This window comes from Ramlibacter humi, from assembly GCF_004681975.1.
GTDB lineage: Bacteria > Pseudomonadota > Gammaproteobacteria > Burkholderiales > Burkholderiaceae_C > Ramlibacter > Ramlibacter humi.
Map to the genome: position 1 here is coordinate 238,264 of NZ_SMLK01000005.1, position 20,565 is coordinate 258,828.

21 protein-coding genes are annotated in these 20,565 nt (G+C 68.1%); 14 read left to right on the plus strand and 7 right to left on the minus strand.

All coding sequences use genetic code 11. The features are described from left to right. Window positions 1-22 precede the first annotated feature (22 nt). Window positions 23-883 carry a 4-hydroxy-tetrahydrodipicolinate synthase gene (gene dapA, locus EZ216_RS15980; RefSeq protein ID WP_239024409.1) on the plus strand — a complete coding sequence of 287 codons (861 nt, stop codon included), beginning with the start codon at window positions 23-25 and terminating at the stop codon, window positions 881-883. A gap of 37 nt (window positions 884-920) precedes the next feature. After that, window positions 921-2,177 (plus strand): multifunctional CCA addition/repair protein, encoded by a 1,257-nt coding sequence (locus tag EZ216_RS15985; RefSeq protein WP_135250778.1) that lies wholly within the window; start codon window positions 921-923, stop codon window positions 2,175-2,177. Here the strand turns inward: EZ216_RS15985 and EZ216_RS15990 are convergent. From EZ216_RS15990 to EZ216_RS16000, 3 genes are read right to left on the minus strand one after another with little or no spacing between them, the layout of a single operon-like run. Further along, window positions 2,150-3,073 carry an ROK family protein gene (locus EZ216_RS15990; RefSeq protein ID WP_135250779.1) on the minus strand — a complete coding sequence of 308 codons (924 nt, stop codon included), beginning with the start codon at window positions 3,071-3,073 and terminating at the stop codon, window positions 2,150-2,152. The genes EZ216_RS15985 and EZ216_RS15990 overlap by 28 nt on opposite strands. Before the next feature lie 8 nt (window positions 3,074-3,081). Continuing rightward, entirely contained in the window at window positions 3,082-3,276 is a 195-nt protein-coding gene (locus EZ216_RS15995) for a DUF2905 domain-containing protein (RefSeq protein ID WP_135250780.1), read from the minus strand. 43 nt (window positions 3,277-3,319) lie between these two features. Then, window positions 3,320-4,414, minus strand: coding sequence for a class I SAM-dependent methyltransferase (locus EZ216_RS16000; RefSeq protein WP_135250781.1), 1,095 nt, complete (start codon window positions 4,412-4,414; stop codon window positions 3,320-3,322). A 13-nt stretch (window positions 4,415-4,427) separates the two neighbouring features. Between EZ216_RS16000 and EZ216_RS16005 the strand changes: the two genes are divergently transcribed. The 5 genes from EZ216_RS16005 to EZ216_RS16025 all read left to right on the plus strand — a co-directional run bounded on the left by EZ216_RS16005 (window position 4,428) and on the right by EZ216_RS16025 (window position 8,328). After that, complete coding sequence (locus EZ216_RS16005) at window positions 4,428-5,192, plus strand: SDR family oxidoreductase (RefSeq protein WP_239024410.1); 765 nt, start codon at window positions 4,428-4,430, stop codon at window positions 5,190-5,192. 2 nt (window positions 5,193-5,194) lie between these two features. After that, entirely contained in the window at window positions 5,195-5,563 is a 369-nt protein-coding gene (locus tag EZ216_RS16010; RefSeq protein WP_135250783.1) for a dihydroneopterin aldolase, read from the plus strand. 961 nt (window positions 5,564-6,524) lie between these two features. Further along, window positions 6,525-7,535 carry a transglutaminase family protein gene (locus tag EZ216_RS16015; protein ID WP_135250784.1) on the plus strand — a complete coding sequence of 337 codons (1,011 nt, stop codon included), beginning with the start codon at window positions 6,525-6,527 and terminating at the stop codon, window positions 7,533-7,535. Then, a complete protein-coding gene (locus EZ216_RS22080) occupies window positions 7,532-8,071 on the plus strand; it encodes an RHS repeat domain-containing protein (RefSeq protein WP_135250785.1) in 540 nt (179 codons plus the stop codon). Before EZ216_RS16015 ends, EZ216_RS22080 begins: the two co-directional genes overlap by 4 nt. Further along, window positions 8,068-8,328 carry a hypothetical protein gene (locus EZ216_RS16025; RefSeq protein WP_135250786.1) on the plus strand — a complete coding sequence of 87 codons (261 nt, stop codon included), beginning with the start codon at window positions 8,068-8,070 and terminating at the stop codon, window positions 8,326-8,328. The genes EZ216_RS22080 and EZ216_RS16025 overlap by 4 nt, the downstream gene beginning before the upstream one ends. A 1,174-nt stretch (window positions 8,329-9,502) precedes the next feature. Here the strand turns inward: EZ216_RS16025 and EZ216_RS16030 are convergent. Further along, on the minus strand, window positions 9,503-10,903 hold the full coding sequence (locus tag EZ216_RS16030) for a hypothetical protein (protein ID WP_135250787.1): 1,401 nt from the start codon (window positions 10,901-10,903) through the stop codon (window positions 9,503-9,505). Window positions 10,904-11,074: 171 nt separating this feature from the next. Here EZ216_RS16030 and EZ216_RS16035 point away from each other — a divergent pair, with 171 nt between their 5' ends. Next, window positions 11,075-11,647, plus strand: a complete 573-nt coding sequence (locus EZ216_RS16035; RefSeq protein ID WP_167772938.1) for an Xre family toxin-antitoxin system antitoxin — start codon at window positions 11,075-11,077, stop codon at window positions 11,645-11,647. Continuing rightward, window positions 11,644-12,108 carry an RES family NAD+ phosphorylase gene (locus EZ216_RS16040; RefSeq protein WP_135250789.1) on the plus strand — a complete coding sequence of 155 codons (465 nt, stop codon included), beginning with the start codon at window positions 11,644-11,646 and terminating at the stop codon, window positions 12,106-12,108. The genes EZ216_RS16035 and EZ216_RS16040 overlap by 4 nt, the downstream gene beginning before the upstream one ends. An 8-nt stretch (window positions 12,109-12,116) precedes the next feature. Here EZ216_RS16040 and EZ216_RS16045 read toward each other — a convergent pair whose 3' ends face one another. Further along, window positions 12,117-13,520, minus strand: a complete 1,404-nt coding sequence (locus EZ216_RS16045) for an MFS transporter (protein ID WP_135250790.1) — start codon at window positions 13,518-13,520, stop codon at window positions 12,117-12,119. Window positions 13,521-13,591: 71 nt separating this feature from the next. Here EZ216_RS16045 and ttcA point away from each other — a divergent pair, with 71 nt between their 5' ends. The 5 genes from ttcA to EZ216_RS16070 are packed head-to-tail and all read left to right on the plus strand — an operon-like array spanning window position 13,592 to window position 18,895. Next, window positions 13,592-14,512, plus strand: coding sequence for a tRNA 2-thiocytidine(32) synthetase TtcA (gene ttcA, locus EZ216_RS16050; protein ID WP_135250791.1), 921 nt, complete (start codon window positions 13,592-13,594; stop codon window positions 14,510-14,512). A 23-nt stretch (window positions 14,513-14,535) separates the two neighbouring features. After that, on the plus strand, window positions 14,536-15,231 hold the full coding sequence (locus EZ216_RS16055) for a DUF4136 domain-containing protein (RefSeq protein ID WP_239024411.1): 696 nt from the start codon (window positions 14,536-14,538) through the stop codon (window positions 15,229-15,231). 59 nt (window positions 15,232-15,290) lie between these two features. Beyond that, entirely contained in the window at window positions 15,291-15,932 is a 642-nt protein-coding gene (locus tag EZ216_RS16060; RefSeq protein ID WP_135250792.1) for a histidine phosphatase family protein, read from the plus strand. Then, a complete protein-coding gene (locus tag EZ216_RS16065) occupies window positions 15,904-17,100 on the plus strand; it encodes a DSD1 family PLP-dependent enzyme (RefSeq protein WP_135250793.1) in 1,197 nt (398 codons plus the stop codon). The genes EZ216_RS16060 and EZ216_RS16065 overlap by 29 nt, the downstream gene beginning before the upstream one ends. Before the next feature lie 49 nt (window positions 17,101-17,149). Next, window positions 17,150-18,895: a lysoplasmalogenase family protein gene (locus EZ216_RS16070; RefSeq protein WP_135250794.1), complete on the plus strand. Its 1,746-nt coding sequence runs from the start codon at window positions 17,150-17,152 to the stop codon at window positions 18,893-18,895. Here EZ216_RS16070 and ruvB read toward each other — a convergent pair. Both ruvB and ruvA read right to left on the minus strand, forming a co-directional pair. Continuing rightward, the gene (gene ruvB, locus EZ216_RS16075) at window positions 18,892-19,950 is read right to left on the minus strand and encodes a Holliday junction branch migration DNA helicase RuvB (protein ID WP_135250795.1); all 1,059 of its coding nucleotides are present in this window, start codon (window positions 19,948-19,950) and stop codon (window positions 18,892-18,894) included. The genes EZ216_RS16070 and ruvB overlap by 4 nt on opposite strands. A gap of 7 nt (window positions 19,951-19,957) precedes the next feature. Then, entirely contained in the window at window positions 19,958-20,536 is a 579-nt protein-coding gene (ruvA, locus tag EZ216_RS16080) for a Holliday junction branch migration protein RuvA (RefSeq protein ID WP_135250796.1), read from the minus strand. Between the last annotated feature and the right edge of the window lie 29 nt (window positions 20,537-20,565).

The window sequence follows — 20,565 nt, forward strand, 5'->3', positions numbered from 1 at the left end:
GCCGCGGCACTTCGGCGCCGTGATGAGCGCCATGGTCACGCCGTTCGACGGGCAGGGCCGGCTGGACCTGGACGCCGCGCGCACCGTAGCCCGTTGGCTGGTGAACCACGGCAACGAAGGCCTGGTGATCGGCGGGACGACCGGCGAGGCGACCACGCTGACCGACACCGAGCTGTGCGACCTGGTAGCGGCGGTGGCGGAAGCCGTCACGGTGCCGGTGGTCGCGGGCACCGCCAGCAACGACACCGCGCACAGCGTGGCCCTGACGCGCCGGGCGCGCGGCCTGGGCGCGGCCGGCGTGCTGGCCGTGGGCCCGTACTACAGCCGGCCGCCGCAAGCCGGCATCGAGGCGCATTTCCGCGCCATCGCGGACGCCACCGACCTGCCCGTGATGCTCTACGACGTGCCGGGCCGCACCGGCCGGCGCGTCGCGCACGACGTGCTGCTGCGCCTGTTCCGCGAAGTGCCCAACGTGCTGGCGTTCAAGGACGCCACCGGCGATCCCGCCGCGGCGGCCGCGCTCGTCGCCGAAGGCGGCGGCCATTTCGACTTGTACAGCGGCGACGACGCCATGACGCTGCCGCTACTGGCGTGCGGCGCCGTGGGCGTGGTGGGCACCACCACGCATTGGACCGCGCCGCGGTTCCGCCGGATGCTGGACGCCTTTCATGCCGGCGACCATGCCGCCGCCCGCGCGGTGCACGCGGAACTGCTCCCCTCCATCCGGTTCGTGAACAACGACGAGAGCGTGTATTCCATGTCCGTGAAGGTGATGCTGCGCACACTGGGTTTGCCCACCGGCCCATGCCGCCTGCCGTTGCCACCGGCGCCCGCGGGGAAGGAAGACGAAGCGCGCGCCGTCTGGCGGGCCCTCGCCCGCTGAGCCAGCGGCGCGCGGTCCGCGCCCGTAAACTGCCGCCATGCAGACGTACATGGTCGGCGGCGCGGTCCGCGATGCGCTGCTCGGGCTGCCGGTGAACGACCACGACTGGGTCGTGGTCGGCGCGACGCCCGAGCAGATGGTGCACGCCGGCTACCTGCCGGTGGGGCGCGACTTCCCCGTGTTCCTGCACCCCGAGACGCGCGAGGAATACGCGCTGGCGCGCACCGAACGCAAGACCGCTCCCGGCTACCACGGCTTCGCCTTCCACGCCGAACCGAACGTCACGCTGGAAGACGACCTGGCGCGGCGCGACCTCACCATCAACGCGATGGCGCAGGACGGCGACGGCAGGCTGTTCGACCCCTTCGGCGGACAGATGGACCTGCGCGCGCGCGTGCTGCGGCACGTGACCGACGCGTTCCGCGAGGACCCGGTGCGCATCCTGCGGCTGGCCCGCTTCGCCGCCCGTTTCGCGGACTTCAGCGTGGCGACCGAAACAATGGAACTGATGCGCGCCATGGTGCAGGCCGGCGAGGTGGACGCGCTGGTGCCCGAGCGCGTGTGGCAGGAGCTGTCGCGCGGGCTGATGGAACGCTGCCCTTCGCGCATGTTCCAGGTGCTGCGCGAATGCGACGCACTCGAGCGCCTGCTGCCCGAGGTGGACCGCCTGTGGGGCGTACCGCAGCGGGCCGACTACCACCCCGAGGTCGACACCGGCGTGCACCTGATGATGGTGCTGGACATGAGCGCGCGCCTGCGGGCGCCGCTGCCGGTGCGATTCGCCTGCCTGGCGCACGACCTGGGCAAGGGCACGACGCCGGCCGACGTGCTGCCCCGGCACATCGGCCACGAGGAGCGCAGCGCGCGCCTGCTGAAGAAGGTGGCCGCGCGGCTGCGCGTGCCGGCCGAATGCTTCGAGCTGGCCGACGTGGTGGCGCGCGAGCACGGCAACATCCACCGCAGCGGCGAGTTGGGCGCCTCCGCCGTGGTGCGCCTGCTGGAACGCTGCGACGCCTTCCGCAAGCCGCAGCGGTTCGCGCAGGTGCTGCAGGCTTGCGAATGCGACGCGCGCGGGCGCGGCGGGAAGGAAGACGCGCCGTATCCGCAGAAGGACCGCTTGCTCGGCGCGCTGGCGGCCGCGCAAGCCGTGCCCACGCGCGAGATCGCCGAAGAGGCGCAGGCGCAGGGGCTGGCGGGCCCGAAGGTGGGCGAGAGGATTCAGCAGGCGCGGGTGCGGGCGGTGACCGGCGCGCTGGCCGGCCCCGGTCAGGACACCAGCGCCAGCGCCGCGTAGTCGCCCACGCGGTTTTCCAGTCCCGCGGGCACCAGCTCGCAACCGGCCGTCACCGGCTTCATGTGTTCCAGCACGTGCGGCCGCAGGCGCGGCAGCAGGAAGTCGCGGTTGTTCCAGAACACGCTGCCGCCCAGGCTGATGCGCTGCAGGTCCAGCGACACGACCAGGTCATACAGCAGGCGGCCGAACACGCGGCACATCTCGTCGACGATGCGCAGCGCCGCGGGATCGCCGGCCTGCGCGCGCTGCATCAGGGTGGCCGCGTCGGCGCCGTAGAGATGGGCGACCGAGCCGCCCGCGACCAGCGACTCGACGTCGCCGACGTTGCCGCAGCCGCACAGCGCCTTGCCGTTGTCGCTGGCGAACATGTGCCCGGCATGCCCCGCGTTGCCGTTCTTGCCGCGCAGCACGCGGCCGTCCACGCACAGGCCCGTGCCCACGCCGGTGCTCCAGGTCACGTACGCGCAGTGATCGATGCCCTGCAGCGCGCCCCAGCGCCTTTCGGCTTCCAGGGCGGCGACGCAGTCGTTCTCGAGCCGGACCTGCTGGAAGCGGTCGTGCAACGGCGCTTCGAGCACCGCGGTCTTCCAGTCGTTGGGCAGGCCACGCTCCGCGCCGGCCATCCCGCCGCAGATGTTGGGAGTCGCGAGTTCGACGCGGCCCGCCGCCTTGACGAACGGCCCGCACGACGACACGCCGACGGTCTGCACGTCCTGGGGCAGCACGCCCAGTTCGGCGCAGGCCTCGTCGACCATGCGCAGCACCTGCCGCGCCAGCGCGTCGTTGTTGCCTTGCTTGGCGGTGGGTTCGCTGCGGCGGCCAAGCAGTTCCAGGCTGCGGCCGTCGTTCAGGCTGACGGCCACCTTGGTGCCGCCGATGTCGATGCAGGCTTTCATGTCGGTCGTTAGATCAGGCGCGCGAGGGCCGAGGCGATCATGCTCAGCACGACGGTGGACGCGAGCGGGATGAACCACTCGCGGCCGAACAGCTTGAAGCGGAAGTCCCCCGGCAGCTTGCCCAGCCCCAGCTTCTGCAGCAGCGGGGACACCCAGCTGATCAGCACCAGGGCGAGGAAGACGACGATGAACCAGCGGATCATGCGAATGCCAGTGTAGGTGCAGCCGGGCTCGCCGTGCGCGACCTCACAGGCGATCGGTGCGGTCGCCGCGCGCGAAGCCCAGCGCTTCCCAGAAGCCGCCTTTTGCGAGGCCGATGACCTTGAAGAGCTCGCCCATCTCGTGCTCGTTCACCAGCTTCTGCATGGCGGCGCGCTGCGCGAGGTCGGCGTCCGCGGCAAGCTCGAGCACCCCGCAATTGAAGAGGAAGTGCGCTTGCGTGGTGTAGCCCAGCAGGTTCAGGCCCGAGTCCTGTGCGGCTACTGCGATGCCGGTGAAATCGACGTGCGCCGTGATGTCCTTCACCCCCACATCCGACAGCGGATCCGCGTCCGCCAAGTGGCCGCGATGGCACATCAGCGTGCCCATGTGGCGCTGCGGGTGCCAGTACTCGCGCTCCGGAAAGCCGTAGTCGATGAAGAACGCGGCGCCCTTCTCCAGCCGGTCGGCGAGGGTGCGGATGAAGGCCTGCGCCTGCGGATGGATCTCGGTGAGGTAGTCGTGCGGCCCATCCACCTCGATGGGCGGGCGCAGGCCGGTCGGCCTGTCCTCGAACCGCAGCGCACCGGCGCTGCCGGCCACACCTCTCTCGTGCCAGGCGCCACCCACGCGATGCAGCAGCTTCACCGGCATGGCGTCCAGCACTTCGTTGCCGACGATGACGCCGCTGAAGTGCCCGGGCAGCTCGGCCGCCCAGCGCACGCGATCGCCGAACGCGGCCAGGCGCTGCCGCTGGCGCGACCGCAGGCTGCCGGACAGGTCCACGATGGTGTAGCGCTGCACGCGATCACCCAGCGCTTCGAGCAATTGCTGCGCGAGCGCGCCCGAGCCCGCACCGAATTCCCAAACCTCTTTCGTGCCGGAGACTTCGAGCGCCTGCGCCACCTGCCGCGCCAGCGCGCGGCCGAACAGCGGCGTCAGCTCCGGCGCGGTGACGAAATCGCTGCCGGATGAAGGCATCGCGCCGAACTTGCGCGACGCGTTGGCGTAGTACCCCAGTCCCGGCGCATACAGCGCCAGCGCCATGAACCGGTCGAACGGCAGCCAGCCGCCGTCGCGTGCCACCGCCTGTCCGATCAATGCGCCCAGGGCGCTCGTTAAACTGCCTGTCTCTTCGCTCACCCCGCGATTGTCCGTGAACGCCAACGCCCCCAGAACCGTGCTCGTCACCGGCGCCGCCCGCCGCCTGGGCCGCGAGATCGCGCTGGCGTTGGCCGGCGGCGGCTGGAACGTCGCCGTGCACTACCGGCGGTCCGCGGACGAAGCGAAGCAGACGGCCGCCGATTGCCGCGCGGCCGGTGCGCGCGCGGAAGCTTTCGCCGCGGACCTGGCCGATGAGGGTTCGACCCGCGCGCTGGTCCCCGCCGTAGCGGCGGCCTTCGGCGGCATCGACGCGGTGGTGAACAGCGCGTCGCTCTTCGAACACGACAGCGCGCAAAGCTTCGGCTACGCGTCGCTGCAGGCGCACCTGGCGTCCAACACCGCCGCGCCCATCGTCTTGGCGCAAACACTGCACCAGCACCTCGAGCAAGGCGGCGGCGAAGGCGCGGTCGTCAACCTGCTCGACCAGAAGCTGTGGAACCCCAACCCCGACTTCCTGAGCTACACGCTGTCCAAGGCCGCGCTGGAAGCCGCCACCACGCTGCTGGCGCAGGCGTTGGCGCCGCGGCTGCGGGTGGTGGGCGTCGCCCCGGGGCTGACGCTCACCAGCCACATGCTGTCGCAACAGAAGTTCGAGCAGTTGCACAAGCTGTCGCCGCTGGGCCGCTCGTCCACGCCGCAGGACGTGGCCGCCGCCGTGCGCTTCGCGCTGGAGAACCGCTCGATCACCGGCACCACGCTGCTGGTGGACGGCGGCCAGCACCTGATGAAGTTCGACCGCGATTTCTCGCTGATGTGACCATGGCCAAGGCAGGCACCCAGATCCTCACCCTCACCGGCCTGGAGTTCACGGCCAACCTGGGCATCCTCGACCAGGAGAAGACCGCGCCGCAGCCGATCCGCGTGGATGCCGAGCTGAGCCTGGGCACACAGCCGCTGCTGCCGCGCGACGACGACATCCTGCACGTGCTGGACTACCGCAAGGTGCGCCGCATCATCATCGATGAGTGCACCGCCGAGCACGTGAACCTGCTGGAAACGCTGATCGGCAAGCTGGCCAACCGCCTGATGCAGTTGCCCGGTGTGCTGGGCGTGCGCGTGAAGATCGCCAAGCTGGAGATCTTCGAGGACTGCGAGGTCGCCATCCGCGTCGAAACCGGGCAGTGGTGAACGTCACTGTCGGGAACAATTGAGTTTGCAAGTCGACAATTGAATCTGCAGTTTGGGCCGCGACAAATCAACAACTTGCAGCGGTTTGCAATCTCGCGCCTACCCGAGACATGCTTGTTCCGCACGGAGCGAGGGATCGGCCAGCTGAGCTTCTTGGCGCACCAGTTCACACCGGGTGCTGAGCACACTTGCACACTCGCACCTCTGCGCAAAGTCGGCTGAGGTGAGATCGCACCCGCTACCTAAAGCCGCGGCCAGCGTTTTAGTACCCCACCATCTGCCCTGCTCGCGTCGGATACTGTGTAAGCGTACAGCACCCGAAGGAGCTCGTTGGAGATTTACCAAGGCGCCCTCCGGCGTGCCCTATCCGCTTCGGCTGTGCAGTAGGCGCTGGTCCACGAGAAACTTCAGAAAGTCAGCGCCTCGCTCGGTAAGCGTCATGTACTGGTTCTCCAGCTTCACGAACCCGGATCCAAGCAGGAAGCTGCGCATTTCGGCTGATCTGATCACTCAGCACGTTGAGGTGGTCATCCAATGCACGGCAATACGTCCAGAAAGGCCACCATCAACTGCGGGTAACCCCGCGCGGCGCCATAGACGTGGATAACTTGTTGAATGCTCGCGCAGAAGTGACCCACTTCGCTACGACCTACCAGCTGCAATCTGACCCACCTACAACCCGAGATTTGAGCCCGCTTCTCCTCTGAGATCGCCCTGTTTGGCAGAAGGGCGTCCGTCAATCTAAGGCAAGCGCCTTGGGTCAATACTTCGCTGGCGTCAACAGGCGAGAGCATGCGCAAGGTGCGCGGCCGCACAGCGCTGGCCGAGACCTGAGGCTCGAAGAATCCTTGCGCCTAGGCTCAACACCCCCGTAATACTGACGGGGGACACCCTGACTACTGCAGTGAGACGACGAAAAAGGCCATCGATTGTGGCCCTGCCGCGCTAGATTAGATCACTGATGGGCATCACACGTCGTTCATTGCTGCAAAGCTGCGTGCGCGCCGCGCTTCTGTCAGGGCCGTCTGCTTGGGCGGCCAAGAGCGGATTGCCCCCCCTCCAGAAGTTGCTTGAGCAGCCTGAATCACAGGTCGATTACGGTGCGGCTGCGCTCACGATTGATCGCATGGCCGATCCCACCTTAGATGTTTCAGCCGCAGAGAGCCAGCTGAACCAGCTGCTCAAAGCTGCCATATCCGTCGCGGGCGGCAGCCTTCTTCGCGGAGGCAGCCAAGTGAGGATCGACGCACTGCGAACGGTCTTGTACGAGCCGGGGCCCTGGAATGACCAGCGGCCCTTCAAGTACGATCTCAAAAACGATCCCAGCGGCACAAAGATCTTCGCCAACAAGCTGTTGCCGAACTACCTGCGCTCCCGCTTGGGCAACTGCGTCTCCATGCCCGCGCTGTTCCTTGCGCTTGGCCAGCGAATGGGCCTGGACGCTCACCTATCTACCGCGCCAGAACACACCTTCGTAAAGATCCGCAGGGAAGACGGCAGCTACACGAACCACGAGTGCACGAGCAACGCTGGTGAAAAGCGCGACGCCAGCTACGTCAAAGAATTCGAGATCGTTCAAGCCGCGATGGACCAGGGGACCTACCTGGTACCGCTCTCTCCGAAGCGGGCGCTGATTCAAATGTCTGGCACGCTGGCCGAGCACTACTACCGAACCGAGAACTTGCCGATGCTCCACGCACTGGCGGACCTGTTGCTGCAGAAGGATCCTCGCTACGTTTATCCGATGCTGGCCAAGCGGTCTGCGTATGGACTGGAACTGAACCTCCGCTATCGCCGCAAATACAAGCGTTTCGAAGATGTTCCGGCGTCCGAGATGGGCCCACTGAAGGAGCTGCTTCGGACGCTGCAGCAATGGGACGAGAACGTCCGCGCCTTAGGCTGGAGGCCACTTAGCGCCTCCTTCGAACAGAGCTACAACAGAATCACCAAAGAAGCCAGGGAGCAAAGATGAAGAACAAGGTACTGGGTGGCATTTTCTTCGCCATCGTCTCCATCAGCCCATTTGCACATGGTCGTTACGTGCAGGCTGACCCAATCGGACTGCAAGGCGGGCCGAATCCGTACGGCTACGTGAACGGCAATCCTCTGCTCAGCACAGATCCGATGGGATTGATGGGGGGCAGCGGCAGCGGTGCTGGTCAAAGGCGAGGCCCCCCGATCGTGAATGCATTCGGCTGCATGGGCTTGGCGTGCGTGACCGGGGGAACCGAGCCATCATCTATGAGCGGAGAATTAACGTTGGGCGGAGGCATTGAGGTCTGCGACGCCCCTCTGCCGTCTCCACCACCTCAAATGTGCCCAGCCCCGAGTAGCGTCGTAAGTCGACTTGACCCTCCAGGCGTGCCAGTACCCGCGAAATTCGGTGGGGCCTTCATTGCTCCAAGCATCAAACGTGACGGTCGAATTTGCGTTCGTTTCGGTGCCTTTGCTTCACCGCGAATTCCCTTACCCTCGTTCGACGCTGGTCCGATGGAGCCGTTGCCATGAGCGTTCCGGTGTCAGTACTATTGATCGCGTCACTGGTGTTGGGGGTGAGTTATACGGCTCTAGGTTGGAGTGCACGCAAACACCTCAGGGAGGGCACCTCCGAGGCAGATCGATCCATCGGATGGCTGTTTTGGTGGTCGTTCGCCAAGGAGAAGTACGACGACGAGGGTAAACGGGTGTGCGATAAGGGCCAGTTACTGGCATTCGGCCTTGTTGCCCTTTACGCGGCTTGGTACTTCGTGCTTCTGCGGAAGTAGATGGTCTTGAAGAACTCGACTACCGAACCGGCAGGCGTGCTGCCTTGCTGTCGATACTTCCTCGCCACCATCGGCATGGTTGCAGCATCGGCCTGTGCACCTTCCGATGTTACGCCCCGCTCTTATGTGAGTTCTGTCATTGCCGATCTAAGCCCACAGCGAGAGGAGATTGAGCGCGTCTTGGCTGAGTCCAAGACTATTCGCGCCCACCCAATTCCATCTCCCGACCCCGGTGATGTAGCAGCTCTAAAAAAGATGCCCATTGATTTTGGCTGGGTCACGAGCGGGGGAGCGATCCTGGTCCACAGCAAGAGCTACGGTGTTGTCTTGGTTCAGGAGCCCCGGTCTGCCGGTGACCACGTCGCTTGGTCTTGCGTAGTGTTTCCTGCCGAGGCGAAACCAAACACCTGCGTTGCCGAATAGCGCAAGTCGATCCGCAGACGGTTGCAGTGCCTGCTCTTCTAGAAGCGCGCCTCGCAGCAAGATACGCCGACCGGAGCGCGTGGGGCAGCAACATTCGACGAGATTCCGGCGATCTTTGGCACTCACTCGCGACCGAAACGCGCATGTATGACAAATTGGACTGACTTGGATGTCGCGACAGTGCTACCGCCGCCACTTTCCGCTGCAGCCTAGCGATGGGACTGAACGACGCGGAGAAGGCGCGGGAGCTCGCGAAATCTCCTAAGACATGTGGTCGAGTATCAGGCAAAGGAGAACTGCTTCGAGCCAGCACTCTCGAGTGAAGCGATGCACTACCTCTCGTCGCCATTCTCGCTGTGCGGCGAGAGCGCCGAAGCTCACGCCCTGGATGCAAAGCTTCATCCGAGCACTTTGCAGCAACTCCCGCAGATTCACTCTTCGCCACAGGCTGCATCGCCCTCAGTGCGTTCCGATCCGTACGCACGAGCAGTTCACTGCTCTCGCGCGTGAAACAAGAAGGCTGTCCGAAGACAGCGGCCCTTGATCGGCGGCGCACCAAAGGAGTATTCCGTGCGTGACACCGCCACCGGCCCAACTGTGCAACAGCCGTGAGGCCAATTGTCGAAACGGCTGAGCTACAACTGAGTTGCAAGCGAAATTGCATCCTCAGCCTCCGAGCCCCCAAAGCTCTGGGCTGGGCAAGTTATTGATTTTCTTGGTATGTAATTGCGGACTCAATTGTCAGCGACAGTCACTGCAGCGTGCCGCCGCTGAAGTCGCGGGCGAAGATGCCGGACTGGTCGGCGTCCTGGCCCATCCAGGTGACCACGAAGCCCTGGCCGACGCCGCGGACCTCCGGCATCGACTCGGGCGTCGCGTTGGCGGCATCCGCCCGCGCCGGGACACCGAGCGGGTTGCCCTGCGCATCGAAGGTGCGCAAGTAGACGAAGTTGCCGGGACGCTGCCGGTCCTGCGTGTCCCAGGCGACGACGAACCCGCCATCCGCCGTGCCGGCCACCGTCGCGTTCGTCTGCATGGGGAAAGGACACGGGTGGACGCCGCCCTGGTCGGCGAAGGTGCATGGCGTGCCCAGCGCGGCGACGTCCGCCTCGTCGTCGACGCGGATGCGCGAACCGATGAGCGTGCCATCCGCGCCGAAGCGCTGCACGAGAGCGGCCTGGTTGCTGGTTCCCGCCAGCAGGTCCGTGCCCACGATGACGAACGATCCGTCGCGCAGGGCCGCGGACTGGTAGGCCGAGGCGTTGAACGTGCCCGACACCTCGCCCCCTGGATGCGTCACCGGATCCAGCGTGCCGCCGGCCGACATGAACTGGAAGAACAGGCCCACGCCGCCGCCCTGCGCCACGTCGCTGCGCGCCCATGACACGAGGCGTCGGCCGTCGGCCAGCACGGTGCCGAAGGCGGAGGTCTGCAGCACCTGGCCGCTGTCCACCAGTTGGGTGTCGATGAACGTGTCGTCGGCGCCGAAGCGGTCGAGCACCAGCACCACGCCGCTGTTGTCGGGGTTCGGCGATCCCTGCAGCAGGCGGCCGTAGCCGCCGCCGGCCAGGCTCACCAGGTCATAGGTGTGGAAGAAGGTGACGACGTCCTCGCGCACGGCCGACAGGCTGCCGTCCGCGCGGACGTGGCGGATGGCCACCGCCCACTGGTCGAAATCCGGTGAATGCGATCGCCACGTCACCACGTAGCCGCCGCCGTCCAGCCCCACCACCTTGGCCGTCTCGACCACGCGGCCGGTGACCGGCTCGTCGATGCGGATCTCGTCGCCGGTGGGCGAGCCGTCGGCGGCGAACCGGCGGGCGAAGATGCCGTTGCCCTGCGGATCGTCACGGTGCCAGGCGATGACGAAGCCGCCGTCCGAAAGCGCGGCGAGCGCCGGAGACAGCTGCGCGCCGGCGGCCGAGGTGTTCACCTGGAATGCGGCGCTCATGGCCACCGGTGTCTCGCCGGTGCCTCCGCCCATCGGGCCGGTGCCTGAAGGCAATGGGGAACCTGATGTCGTGCTGGACGGGGAGTCGGCCGGCGTGCCGCTGTCACCTCCCCCGCCGCCGCAGGCCGCAAGGCCCACGATGGCCGCCTGGACGCCCCAGCGCGCCAGACGGCGCGCCAACCCGGATGCAGTGAGTGCCATGGCGGATACCTCCACGCCGGTGGGATGGATGCACTCTAGGCAGCGGGCAAGCCAGCCGTTGCAACACCCTTGCAGGCGACGCATGTACACGGCTCCGCCGGCAGGGACCGGCCCGCCGGACCTCCCGACGCCTCTGGTGCATTTTCACCATGAATGTGGTGTAATTTCTCCATGACCCGTAAAACTCCTCCGACGGCCGCCGCGGCCGATGCCGGTTCGCCCCGGCGCGAGCTGTGGGACCTGCTCACGACGCACTACCCACCCGGCGGCGCCGGGCAGCCGCGGCCAGCCTCGCGCCCGGCCGCGGTCAAGGCGGCGGAACCCGCCCCGCCGGGCGAAGGGCGGCTGCAGTTCAGCGCCCGCATGGCCCACTGGATCGCCCGGCACGGCGTTCCCGCGCAGGCGCTGGAACCGCTGCAAGCCATCCTGGACGTCGGCAGGACCGAGCTCGCGCCCCTGCTCGGCATGGACCGCGCCACCGTGCGGCGCTACCTGGTCCCGCACACCGGCGAAGACGAGCCGCTGCTGCTGCCGCCGCACACGTCCGAAACCGTGCTGCGTCTCGCCGAACTCGAAGCCCTGGCCCAGGAGACGTTCGAGACCGGCGATGGCGCGCGCAAGTGGCTGAAGACGCCCCACCCCATGCTCGACGGCGAGACGCCGCTGCAGGCCGCGTCCACCTCGTACGGCGCGCAGCGCGTGCGCGAGATCCTCGTCGCCATCACGCACGGCGGCGTGGCGTGACCAGCGTCTGGCGCATCGGCTGGAACGGCGCGCTCAAGCTCAACCAGCTGCCCGGCGGCTCGGCGCTCGCCAACGGTCGCTGGCACGTCGCCACCAGCCGTCTGCCCATCGTGTACGCCGCCGGCACGCGCGCGCTGTGCCAGCTGGAAAAGCGCGTGCACTGCAACGGCGTCGCGCCCGCCAACATGGCGCTGCTGCGGCTGGAATTGCCCAAGGGCGCGGTGCTGCAGGACGCCGAAGCGCGCGGCCTCGCGAAGGCATGGCGGCAAGACGAGGCCCACACGCAAGCCCTGGGCACTGCGTGGGCCGGCAGCGACGACAGCCTCGGCCTCTGGGTGCCTTCGTTCGTCGAGCCCGCCGAGCGCAATCTGGTGCTCAACCCCCGGCATCCTCAGTACGCCGCGGTCAAGGTCGTGGTCGAGGCCAATCCCTTCCGGTTCGATCCCAGGCTGTTCTCCTGAAGGCAGCCTCAGTGGTGAGTGCCCAGCGGCGGCGCCACTTCCTCCAGCGGCTTGCGTTCCGCGTCCACGGCCCACAGCCACGCGATGAGCGCCGCGGCGATCACGAGCACCGCGCCCAGCACGTAGCCGCCGAACACCTGCCCGCGGCTGCCGCTGGCCACCAGCGCGCCGAACAACGCGGGCGCCGCGAAGCCGCCCAGGCCGGTGCCCACGGCGTAGAAGAGCGAGATCGCCACGGCGCGCATCTCCAGCGGAAACACTTCGCTCACGGTGAGGTACGCGGAACTCGCCGCGGCCGAGGCCAGGAAGAACACGCCTGACCACGCAAGCGCCTGGCCCGTGGCGCCGAATGCGTCGGCGAGAAAGCCGGCGCCGGTGGCGAGCAGTCCGATGCCCGAGAGCGCATAAGTCGCGGCGATCATCCTTCGCCGGCCGACGCGGTCGAACAGCGGGCCCAGCAGCAACGGGCCGAGCACGTTGCCGGCCGCGAACGGGAAGATGTACAGCGCCACCCGCGATTCGTCGACGCCGTAGAACCGCGTGAGCACCAGCGAGTAGGTGAAGAAGATCGCGTTGTAGAAGAAGGCCTGCGAAGCCATCAGCGCCAGCACCACCGCGCTGCGCCGCGGGTACACGCGCAGCAGCACGTGCGCCACTTCGCGCCACGCGGGCACGCGTCCGCGCGCCGCGGGCACGGCGTGCGCGGACGGCGCAGGCATCACTCCTGCGGCGCGCTCGATGGCCGCGACGACACGCTCCGCTTCTTCGGCCCGGCCATGCGTCAGCAGCCAGCGCGGACTCTCGGGTACGTGCCTGCGCACCAGCAGGATGGCCAGCGCCAGCACCGCGCCGAGCACGAAGCCGGCGCGCCATCCCAGTTGCGGGCCCAGCACGCGCGGGTCCAGCAGAACCAGGCTGAGCGCGGCACCCAATGCAGCGCCCACCCAGAAGCTGCCGTTGATCGCCAGGTTCACGCGCCCGCGCACGCGCGCCGGGATGAGTTCGTCGATGGCCGAGTTGATGGCCGCGTACTCGCCGCCGATGCCCACGCCGGTGAGGAAGCGGCACACCGCGAACATCGTGAACCCATCGGCGAAAGCGGTGGCCACCGTCGCGGCCATGTAGATCGCCAGCGTCCAGAGGAAGAGCCGCTTGCGTCCCAGCCGGTCGGCCAGCCGCCCGAACACCAGCGCGCCGAGCACGGCGCCACCGACGTACAGCGAGCCCGCCCAACCCACTTGCGCGTCGGTGAGGTGAAGCGTGTCCGCCCGCGTGAGCACGCCGCCCAGCGACCCCACCAGCGTGACCTCCAGCCCATCCAGCACCCAGGCCACACCCAGCGCGACGACCACGCGCCAGTGCCACGGCGACCAGGGCAGGCGGTCCAGGCGCGCGGGCAGGCTGTCGGGCATGCGGCCATGATGGCGCAGGCAAGGCCTGCGTGGGGCCCGGAAACTCGTCCGGGTGAGACAATCGCGGCACCATGTCCGCCGTCTGGATCGAGTCCGAACCCGCCCCCTCCGCCACCCGTGCGCTGAAGATCGAGCGCGAGGCGCACAAGCTGGAGAAACGCCTGTGCCGCCTGGTGGGACAGGCCATCGGCGACTACAGGATGATCGAGCAGGGCGACAAGGTGATGGTGTGCCTGTCGGGCGGCAAGGACAGCTACGGCCTGCTGGACATCCTGCTGAAGCTGCGCCAGCGCGCGCCAGTGGACTTCGACATCGTCGCGGTCAACCTGGACCAGAAGCAGCCCGGGTTCCCGGAGCACGTGCTGCCCGAGTACCTGAAGGCGCTGGGCATCCCGTTCCACATCGAGGAGCAGGACACCTACTCCATCGTCAAGGACAAGATTCCCGAGGGCAAGACGATGTGCAGCCTGTGCTCGCGGCTGCGCCGCGGCATCCTGTACCGCGTCGCCGACGAGCTGGGCGCCACCAAGATCGCGCTGGGGCACCACCGCGACGACATGCTGCAGACGTTTTTCCTGAACATGTTCTTCGGCGGCAAGCTCAAGGGCATGCCGCCCAAGCTGGCCAGCGACGACGGCAGGCACGTGGTGATCCGGCCGCTGGCGTACGTGCCCGAAAAGGAGCTGGTGCGCTGGGCCGAACACCGGCAGTTCCCCATCATCCCGTGCACGCTGTGCGGCAGCCAGGAGAACCTGCAGCGCAAGCAGGTTGGCGCGATGCTTCGCGAATGGGAGAAGAAGCACCCGGGCCGGCTGGAGAACATGGCCAATGCGTTACAGAATGTCGTGCCTTCGCACCTGGCCGACGGAACGCTCTTCGATTTCAAGGGTCTGACCGCCACGGGCGTGCCCAGTGAGGACGGCGACAAGGCTTTCGACCAGGAAGACTTCGAGCCGCCCGCGCTGCCGGGCCTGTCGATCGTCAAGCTCTGAACCCGTTCGCCGCCGCCATCACCATGAAGCGATCCCTGCCGCGCTCGTTCGCCGCTTTCGCCGCGCTGGCGGCAGTGCTGCTGTCTGGCTGCGCCGCCGGCTACCTGATGGACAACACCGTGCAATCCTTTTCCGGGCTGCAGGGCGGGCTGCCGAACGCGCCCACGTACACCTTCGAGCGCCTGCCCTCGCAAGCCAACCAGCCCTCGCACGAGCTGGTGGAGAAGCTGGCCGACCCGGCGCTCTTCAAGGCGGGCCTGCGGCGCGACGACGCCTCCCCGCGCTACACGGTGCAGGTTTCGGCGCGCATCCAGCGCGCCGTGTCGCCCTGGGCCGACCCGTGGGATCCGTGGGGCGGCTGGGGTGGTTCGTTCGCGTACGGCGGCCCGCGCGCGGGTTTCGGGCTGGGCTGGGGCGGGCCGTTCCCGCGCATGGACCAGGCCTGGTTCCAGCGCGAGGTGAACCTGCTGGTGCGCGAGCGCGCCGGCAACAAGGTCGTGTACGAGACGCGCGCCGTCAACGAAGGCCCGTGGCTGGACAACGACACCGCCATCGCGGCGATGTTCGAAGCTGCCTTGCAGGGGTTCCCCACCCCGCCGGCGGGCGCCCGGCGCGTGGACATCCAGCTGGGGGGCAGGCAACAGGCTGCCGCCGCCGCGCCCGCGGCAGCCGCATCCGCCCCTGCGACGCCTGCTCCCGCGGCGTCCGCAGTGCGGTGACATTTGGTTAACTTCCGTAGCGCTGGGCAGGCGCTGGGCCCTTGCCTAGAATCCGGCCGATGGAAGCCACGCGCATCATCGCGGTCCGCCACGGCGAAACCTCGTGGAACGCCGATGCGCGCATCCAGGGGCAGACCGACATCGCCCTGAATGACACCGGCCGCTGGCAGGCGGTGCGCGTCGGCAGGGCGCTGGCTCACGAGCCCATCAGCGCCGTCTATTCCAGCGACCTGGAACGCGCGCACGAGACTGCCCGCCCCATCGCCGAGGCAGCCGGCATCCCCGTCACCCCCCACGAAGGCCTGCGCGAGCGGCGCTTCGGCATGTTCGAAGGCAAGACCTTCGACGAGATCCACCAGGCGTGGCCCGACCACGCGCAGAACTGGCGCAAGCGCATCCCCGAATGGGCGCCGCCCGAAGGCGGCGAGTCGCTGCTGGAACTGCGCGAGCGCGTCACCAAAACCCTGCACGACCTGGCTTCGCGCCACCCCGGCGAGCAGATCGTCGTCGTCGCCCACGGCGGCGTGCTCGACGCGCTGTACCGCGTGGCCACCGGCCAGGAAGTCAATTCCCCCCGCACCTGGGAGCTGCCCAACGGCGCCATCAACCGGCTGCTGTGGACGCCCGAAGGCTTCACGCTGGTTCACTGGTCGGACACCCAACACCTCGAAGATGCTCCGGCCGACGAAACCACCGCTTAGCGACCACCTGAAGCAGCTCGTCGGCCAGCCGGCCGACGCCATCGACACCCCCGCCCTCGTCGTCGACCTCGACGCGATGCAGCGCAACCTGAGCCGCATGGCCGAGTTCGCGCGCAAGCACGAGATCCGCTGGCGGCCCCACGCGAAGATGCACAAGTGCTCGGCCATCGCGCGGCTGCAGATGCAGGCCGGCGCCGTGGGCGTGTGCGTGCAGAAGACCGCGGAAGCCGAAGCCATGGCCGCCGGCGGCGTGCACGACATCTTCATCAGTAACGAAGTCATCGCGCCCGCCAAGCTGGCGCGTGTCGCCGCGCTGGCGCACCAACTGGCGGCGGAGAAAGGCCAGCTGGCCATCGCCGTGGACAGCCGCGAAGGCGTGGCGCGGCTCGCGCAGGCGATGAACGATGCGCGGCACACCAGCGGCAACGCCGCGGTGATCGACGTGTTCGTGGAGATCGACGTCGGCCAGGGCCGCTGCGGCGTGCCGCCCGGCCGCGAAGCCGGCGCGCTGGTGCACGAGATCCGCAAGCACCCGGCGCTGCGCTTCGCCGGCATCCAGGCCTACCACGGCAAGGCCCAGCACGTGCGCAGCGCGCAGGAGCGCCGCGACATCATCGCGCGCGCCGCGCAGGACGCGGCGTTCACGCGCAAGCTGATCGAAGGCGACGGCGTGAAGGTGCCGCTGATCACCGGCGCGGGCACCGGCAGCATGGTGTGCGAAGCGGCCACCGGCGTGTACGGCGAACTGCAGGCAGGCTCGTTCCTCTTCATGGACGCCGACTACGCGCAGAACGAGCGCGACCCCGCGCAGCCGCAGTTCGAACACGCGCTCTTCGTCAAGACGCAGGTCATCAGCGCCGGGCTGCAGCACGCGGTGTGCGACGCAGGCCACAAGAGCCATGCCATCGATTCGGGATTGCCCAAGGTGCATCAGTTCGACGCACAAGACGACCTGGCCTACGGCAACGGCGGCGACGAGCACGGCATCCTGACGCCCGCAACGGCCGACGTGGCGGTGCCGGACATCGGCCGCGTGCTGTGGCTCATTCCCGGCCACTGCGACCCCACGGTGAACCTTCACGACCACATGGTGGGCGTGAAGGGTGGCCTCGAGAAAGGCACCGTGGACCGCATCCTGCGCGTGGACGCACGCGGCGCGCTCACCTGAGGGTTCGGCCCAAGCCGCAGGCCCGGCGGCGCCGCCGACAATCGCGGCCATGTCGCTCAGCCCCAGCCAGGTCATCGTCTTCGCCACGCCCGTCTTCTTCGGGCTGATCGGCATCGAGTACGCGTATGGCTGGGCGAAGAAACGCAATACCTACCGCCTGAACGACGCCGTCAACAGCATCGCGCTGGGCATGCTCAGCCAGCTGACGGCGATCTTCACGCGCCTGTTCCGCGTGGGCATCTACACCGCCGTCTATGGCTGGGTGGCGCTGTGGCACAACGAAGCGTTCTGGACCGCGTGGTACGGCTGGTTGGCCGCGCTGCTGTTCTACGACTTCTGCTACTACTGGCTGCACCGCGCGGGCCACGAGAGCGCCGTCTTCTGGGCTGCGCACGTGGTGCACCACCAGAGCCAGGACTACAACCTGTCCACCGCGCTGCGCCAGACATCCACCGGCGCCCTGCTCGGCTGGCTTTTCTACCTGCCGATGGCGCTGGCGGGCGTGCCGCCCAAGGTGTTCGCCGTCGTGGCCCTGATCGACCTACTGTACCAGTTCTGGGTGCACACCGAGCACGTGCCCAAGCTGGGCTGGTTCGACCGCTGGTTCGTCACGCCCTCCAACCACCGCGTGCACCACGCGGTGAACGACCGCTACCTGGACCGCAACTACGGCGGCATCCTGATCGTCTGGGACCGCCTCTTCGGCAGCTTCCAGGAAGAAAGCGAGCGCTGCGTGTACGGCACGCGCGCGCCGCTGGAAAGCTGGGACCCGCTGTGGTCCAACGCCGAGGTGTACTGGGCGCTGGCCAAGGACAGCTGGCACGCGCGCCGCTGGCGCGACAAGCTGCTGGTGTGGTTCAAGCCGCCCGGGTGGCGGCCCGCCGACGTGGCGGCACGTTTTCCCAAGCCGCCGTTCGAGATGTCGCAGGTGAAGCAGTACCACCCACCGATGTCACGCGCCGCCGCATGGTTCGGCGTGGTGCAGTTCGTGCTGCTGCTTGGCGCGGTGTCGGTGTTTCTCTGGTACGCGGACAGCACGCCGCTCGTGGTGAGTTCGGTCTGGCTCGCCGCCCTGGCCGCGGGCTTGTGGGCGGTGGGTGCCGCGATGCAGGGACGCATCGGCGTGCTGGCCGCGCTGATGGTGGACAGCGCCGCACTGGCCACCGCATCGGGCGCCCTGCAGCTGTCCGTGCTGCACTACGTCTTCAAGCCGCTGACGATCGCGCTGGCGATCGTGTACGTGGTGCGCCGCGCGCGCGAGAAGGGTGCGCTCGCGAAATTCGACCTGCTGCTCATCGCCGGCCTGGCGTTCTCGCTCGCGGGCGACGTGCTGCTGATGCTGCCGGGGCAGTTCATCGCCGGACTGGTCGCGTTCCTGATCGCGCACCTTTGCTACATCGCGCTGCTGCGTGACGGCGTGGGCTGGCTGCCGCGGCCGCGCGCGCTGGTGATCACACTGGGCATCGGCGGCGCGATGTACGCGGTGCTGTTCCCCGGCCTCGGGTCCGTGCTCAAACCTGCCGTCGCGGCCTACGTCGTCGTGATCGCCACGATGGCCGCGCAAGCCATCGGCCGCGCCGCGGTGCTGCGCGACAGGCAGGCCGTCGCGGTCGCTGTCGGCGCCTGCTTCTTCATGCTGAGCGACGCGACCCTCGCGCTGAACAAGTTCTGGCAGCCGCTGCCGATGGCACAGTTCTGGGTGCTGGCGACGTACTACGTGGCGCAGCTGCTGATCGCGGGGAATGCGCGCGCCTTCGCGGTGCAGCGCTTCGAACCCAAGCCCGTGCCGGCTTAAGCCCCGAACAGTTCGCCGTCGTTCTTCGGTGGCGCCACACCCAGGTGGCGGAAGGCGGCCAGCGTGGCGATGCGCCCGCGCGGGGTGCGCTGCAGATAGCCCTGCTGGATGAGGTAGGGCTCGATCACGTCCTCGATGGTGTCGCGCTCCTCGCCGATGGAAGCGGCGATGTTGTCCAGCCCCACCGGCCCGCCGTCGAAGCGGTGCACCACCGCTTCCAGCAGCTTGCGGTCCATCACGTCGAAGCCCTGCGGGTCCACGTCCAGCATGGCCAGCGCCCGGTGCGCGATGTCCTGCGTGATGCGGCCGTCGCCCTTGACGTCGGCGTAGTCGCGCACGCGCCGCAGCAGCCGGTTGGCGATGCGGGGCGTGCCGCGCGAGCGGCGGGCGATCTCGGCGCTGCCTTCGTCGTCGATGGGCGCCTGCAGCAGGCCCGCGCTGCGGCGCACGATGCGCGTGAGTTCCTCGGCCGTGTAGAACTCCAGCCGCGCGACGATGCCGAAGCGGTCGCGCAGCGGGTTGGTCAGCATGCCCGCGCGCGTGGTGGCGCCCACCAGCGTGAACGGCTGCAGGTCCAGCTTGATGGAACGCGCGGCCGGCCCCTCGCCGATCATGATGTCGATCTGATAGTCCTCCAGCGCGGGGTAGAGGATTTCCTCCACCACCGGCGACAGGCGGTGGATCTCGTCGATGAAGAGGACGTCGTTCTTCTCGAGGTTGGTCAGCAGCGCCGCCAGGTCCTTGGGCTTTTCCAGCACGGGCCCCGAGGTCTGGCGCAGGTTCACGCCCAGCTCGTGCGCGATGATGTGCGACAGCGTGGTCTTGCCCAGGCCGGGCGGCCCGAACAGCAGCACGTGGTCCAGCGGCTCGCCGCGCTTCTTCGCGGCCCCGATGAAGATTTCCAGCTGCTCGCGCGTGCGCGCCTGGCCGACGTATTCCTGCAGCAGCTTGGGGCGCAGGGCGCGCTCGATGGCTTCTTCGTTCGGCGAAGCGGGCGCCGCGGACACCACCCGCTGCGGCGGCGGCATCGCGAAGTCGTCGGTCTTGATCGTCATCCGCGCCTCAACGCGCCAGCGCCTTCAGCGCCAGCTTGATGCCTTCGCTCACGGCGACGTCCTTGGGCAGCGCCTTCACCGCGGCCTGCGCTTCCTTGTCGCTGTAGCCCAGGGCCACCAGCGCCTGCAGGATGTCGGCCTGCGAATCGGCGATGGGGCCGCCGCCCGCCGCCGCGCCCAGGTCGGCGCCGATCTTGCCCTTGAGTTCCAGCAGCAGGCGCTCGGCGGTCTTCTTGCCGATGCCCGGCACCTTCACCAGGCGGCTGGCGTCCTGCGCGGTCACGGCCTGCGCGATGTCGGCCACGCTCATGCCGCTGAGAACCGACAGCGCGGTGCGCGGGCCGACGCCCGAGATGCGGATCAACTGGCGGAAAGCCTCGCGCTCCTGCGGCGAGCCGAAGCCGAACAGCACCTGCGCATCCTCGCGCACCACGAAGTGGGTGAGCAGCGACACCTTCTCGCCCAGCCCGGGCAGGTTGTAGAAGGTGCTCATCGGAACGTCCACCTCGTACCCCACCCCGTTGCAGTCCACCAGCACCTGCGGCGGGTTCTTGTCGGCCAGCGTTCCGTTCAATCTGCCTATCATGGCGAGTCCCGGGCCTCGCGGCCCCTCTT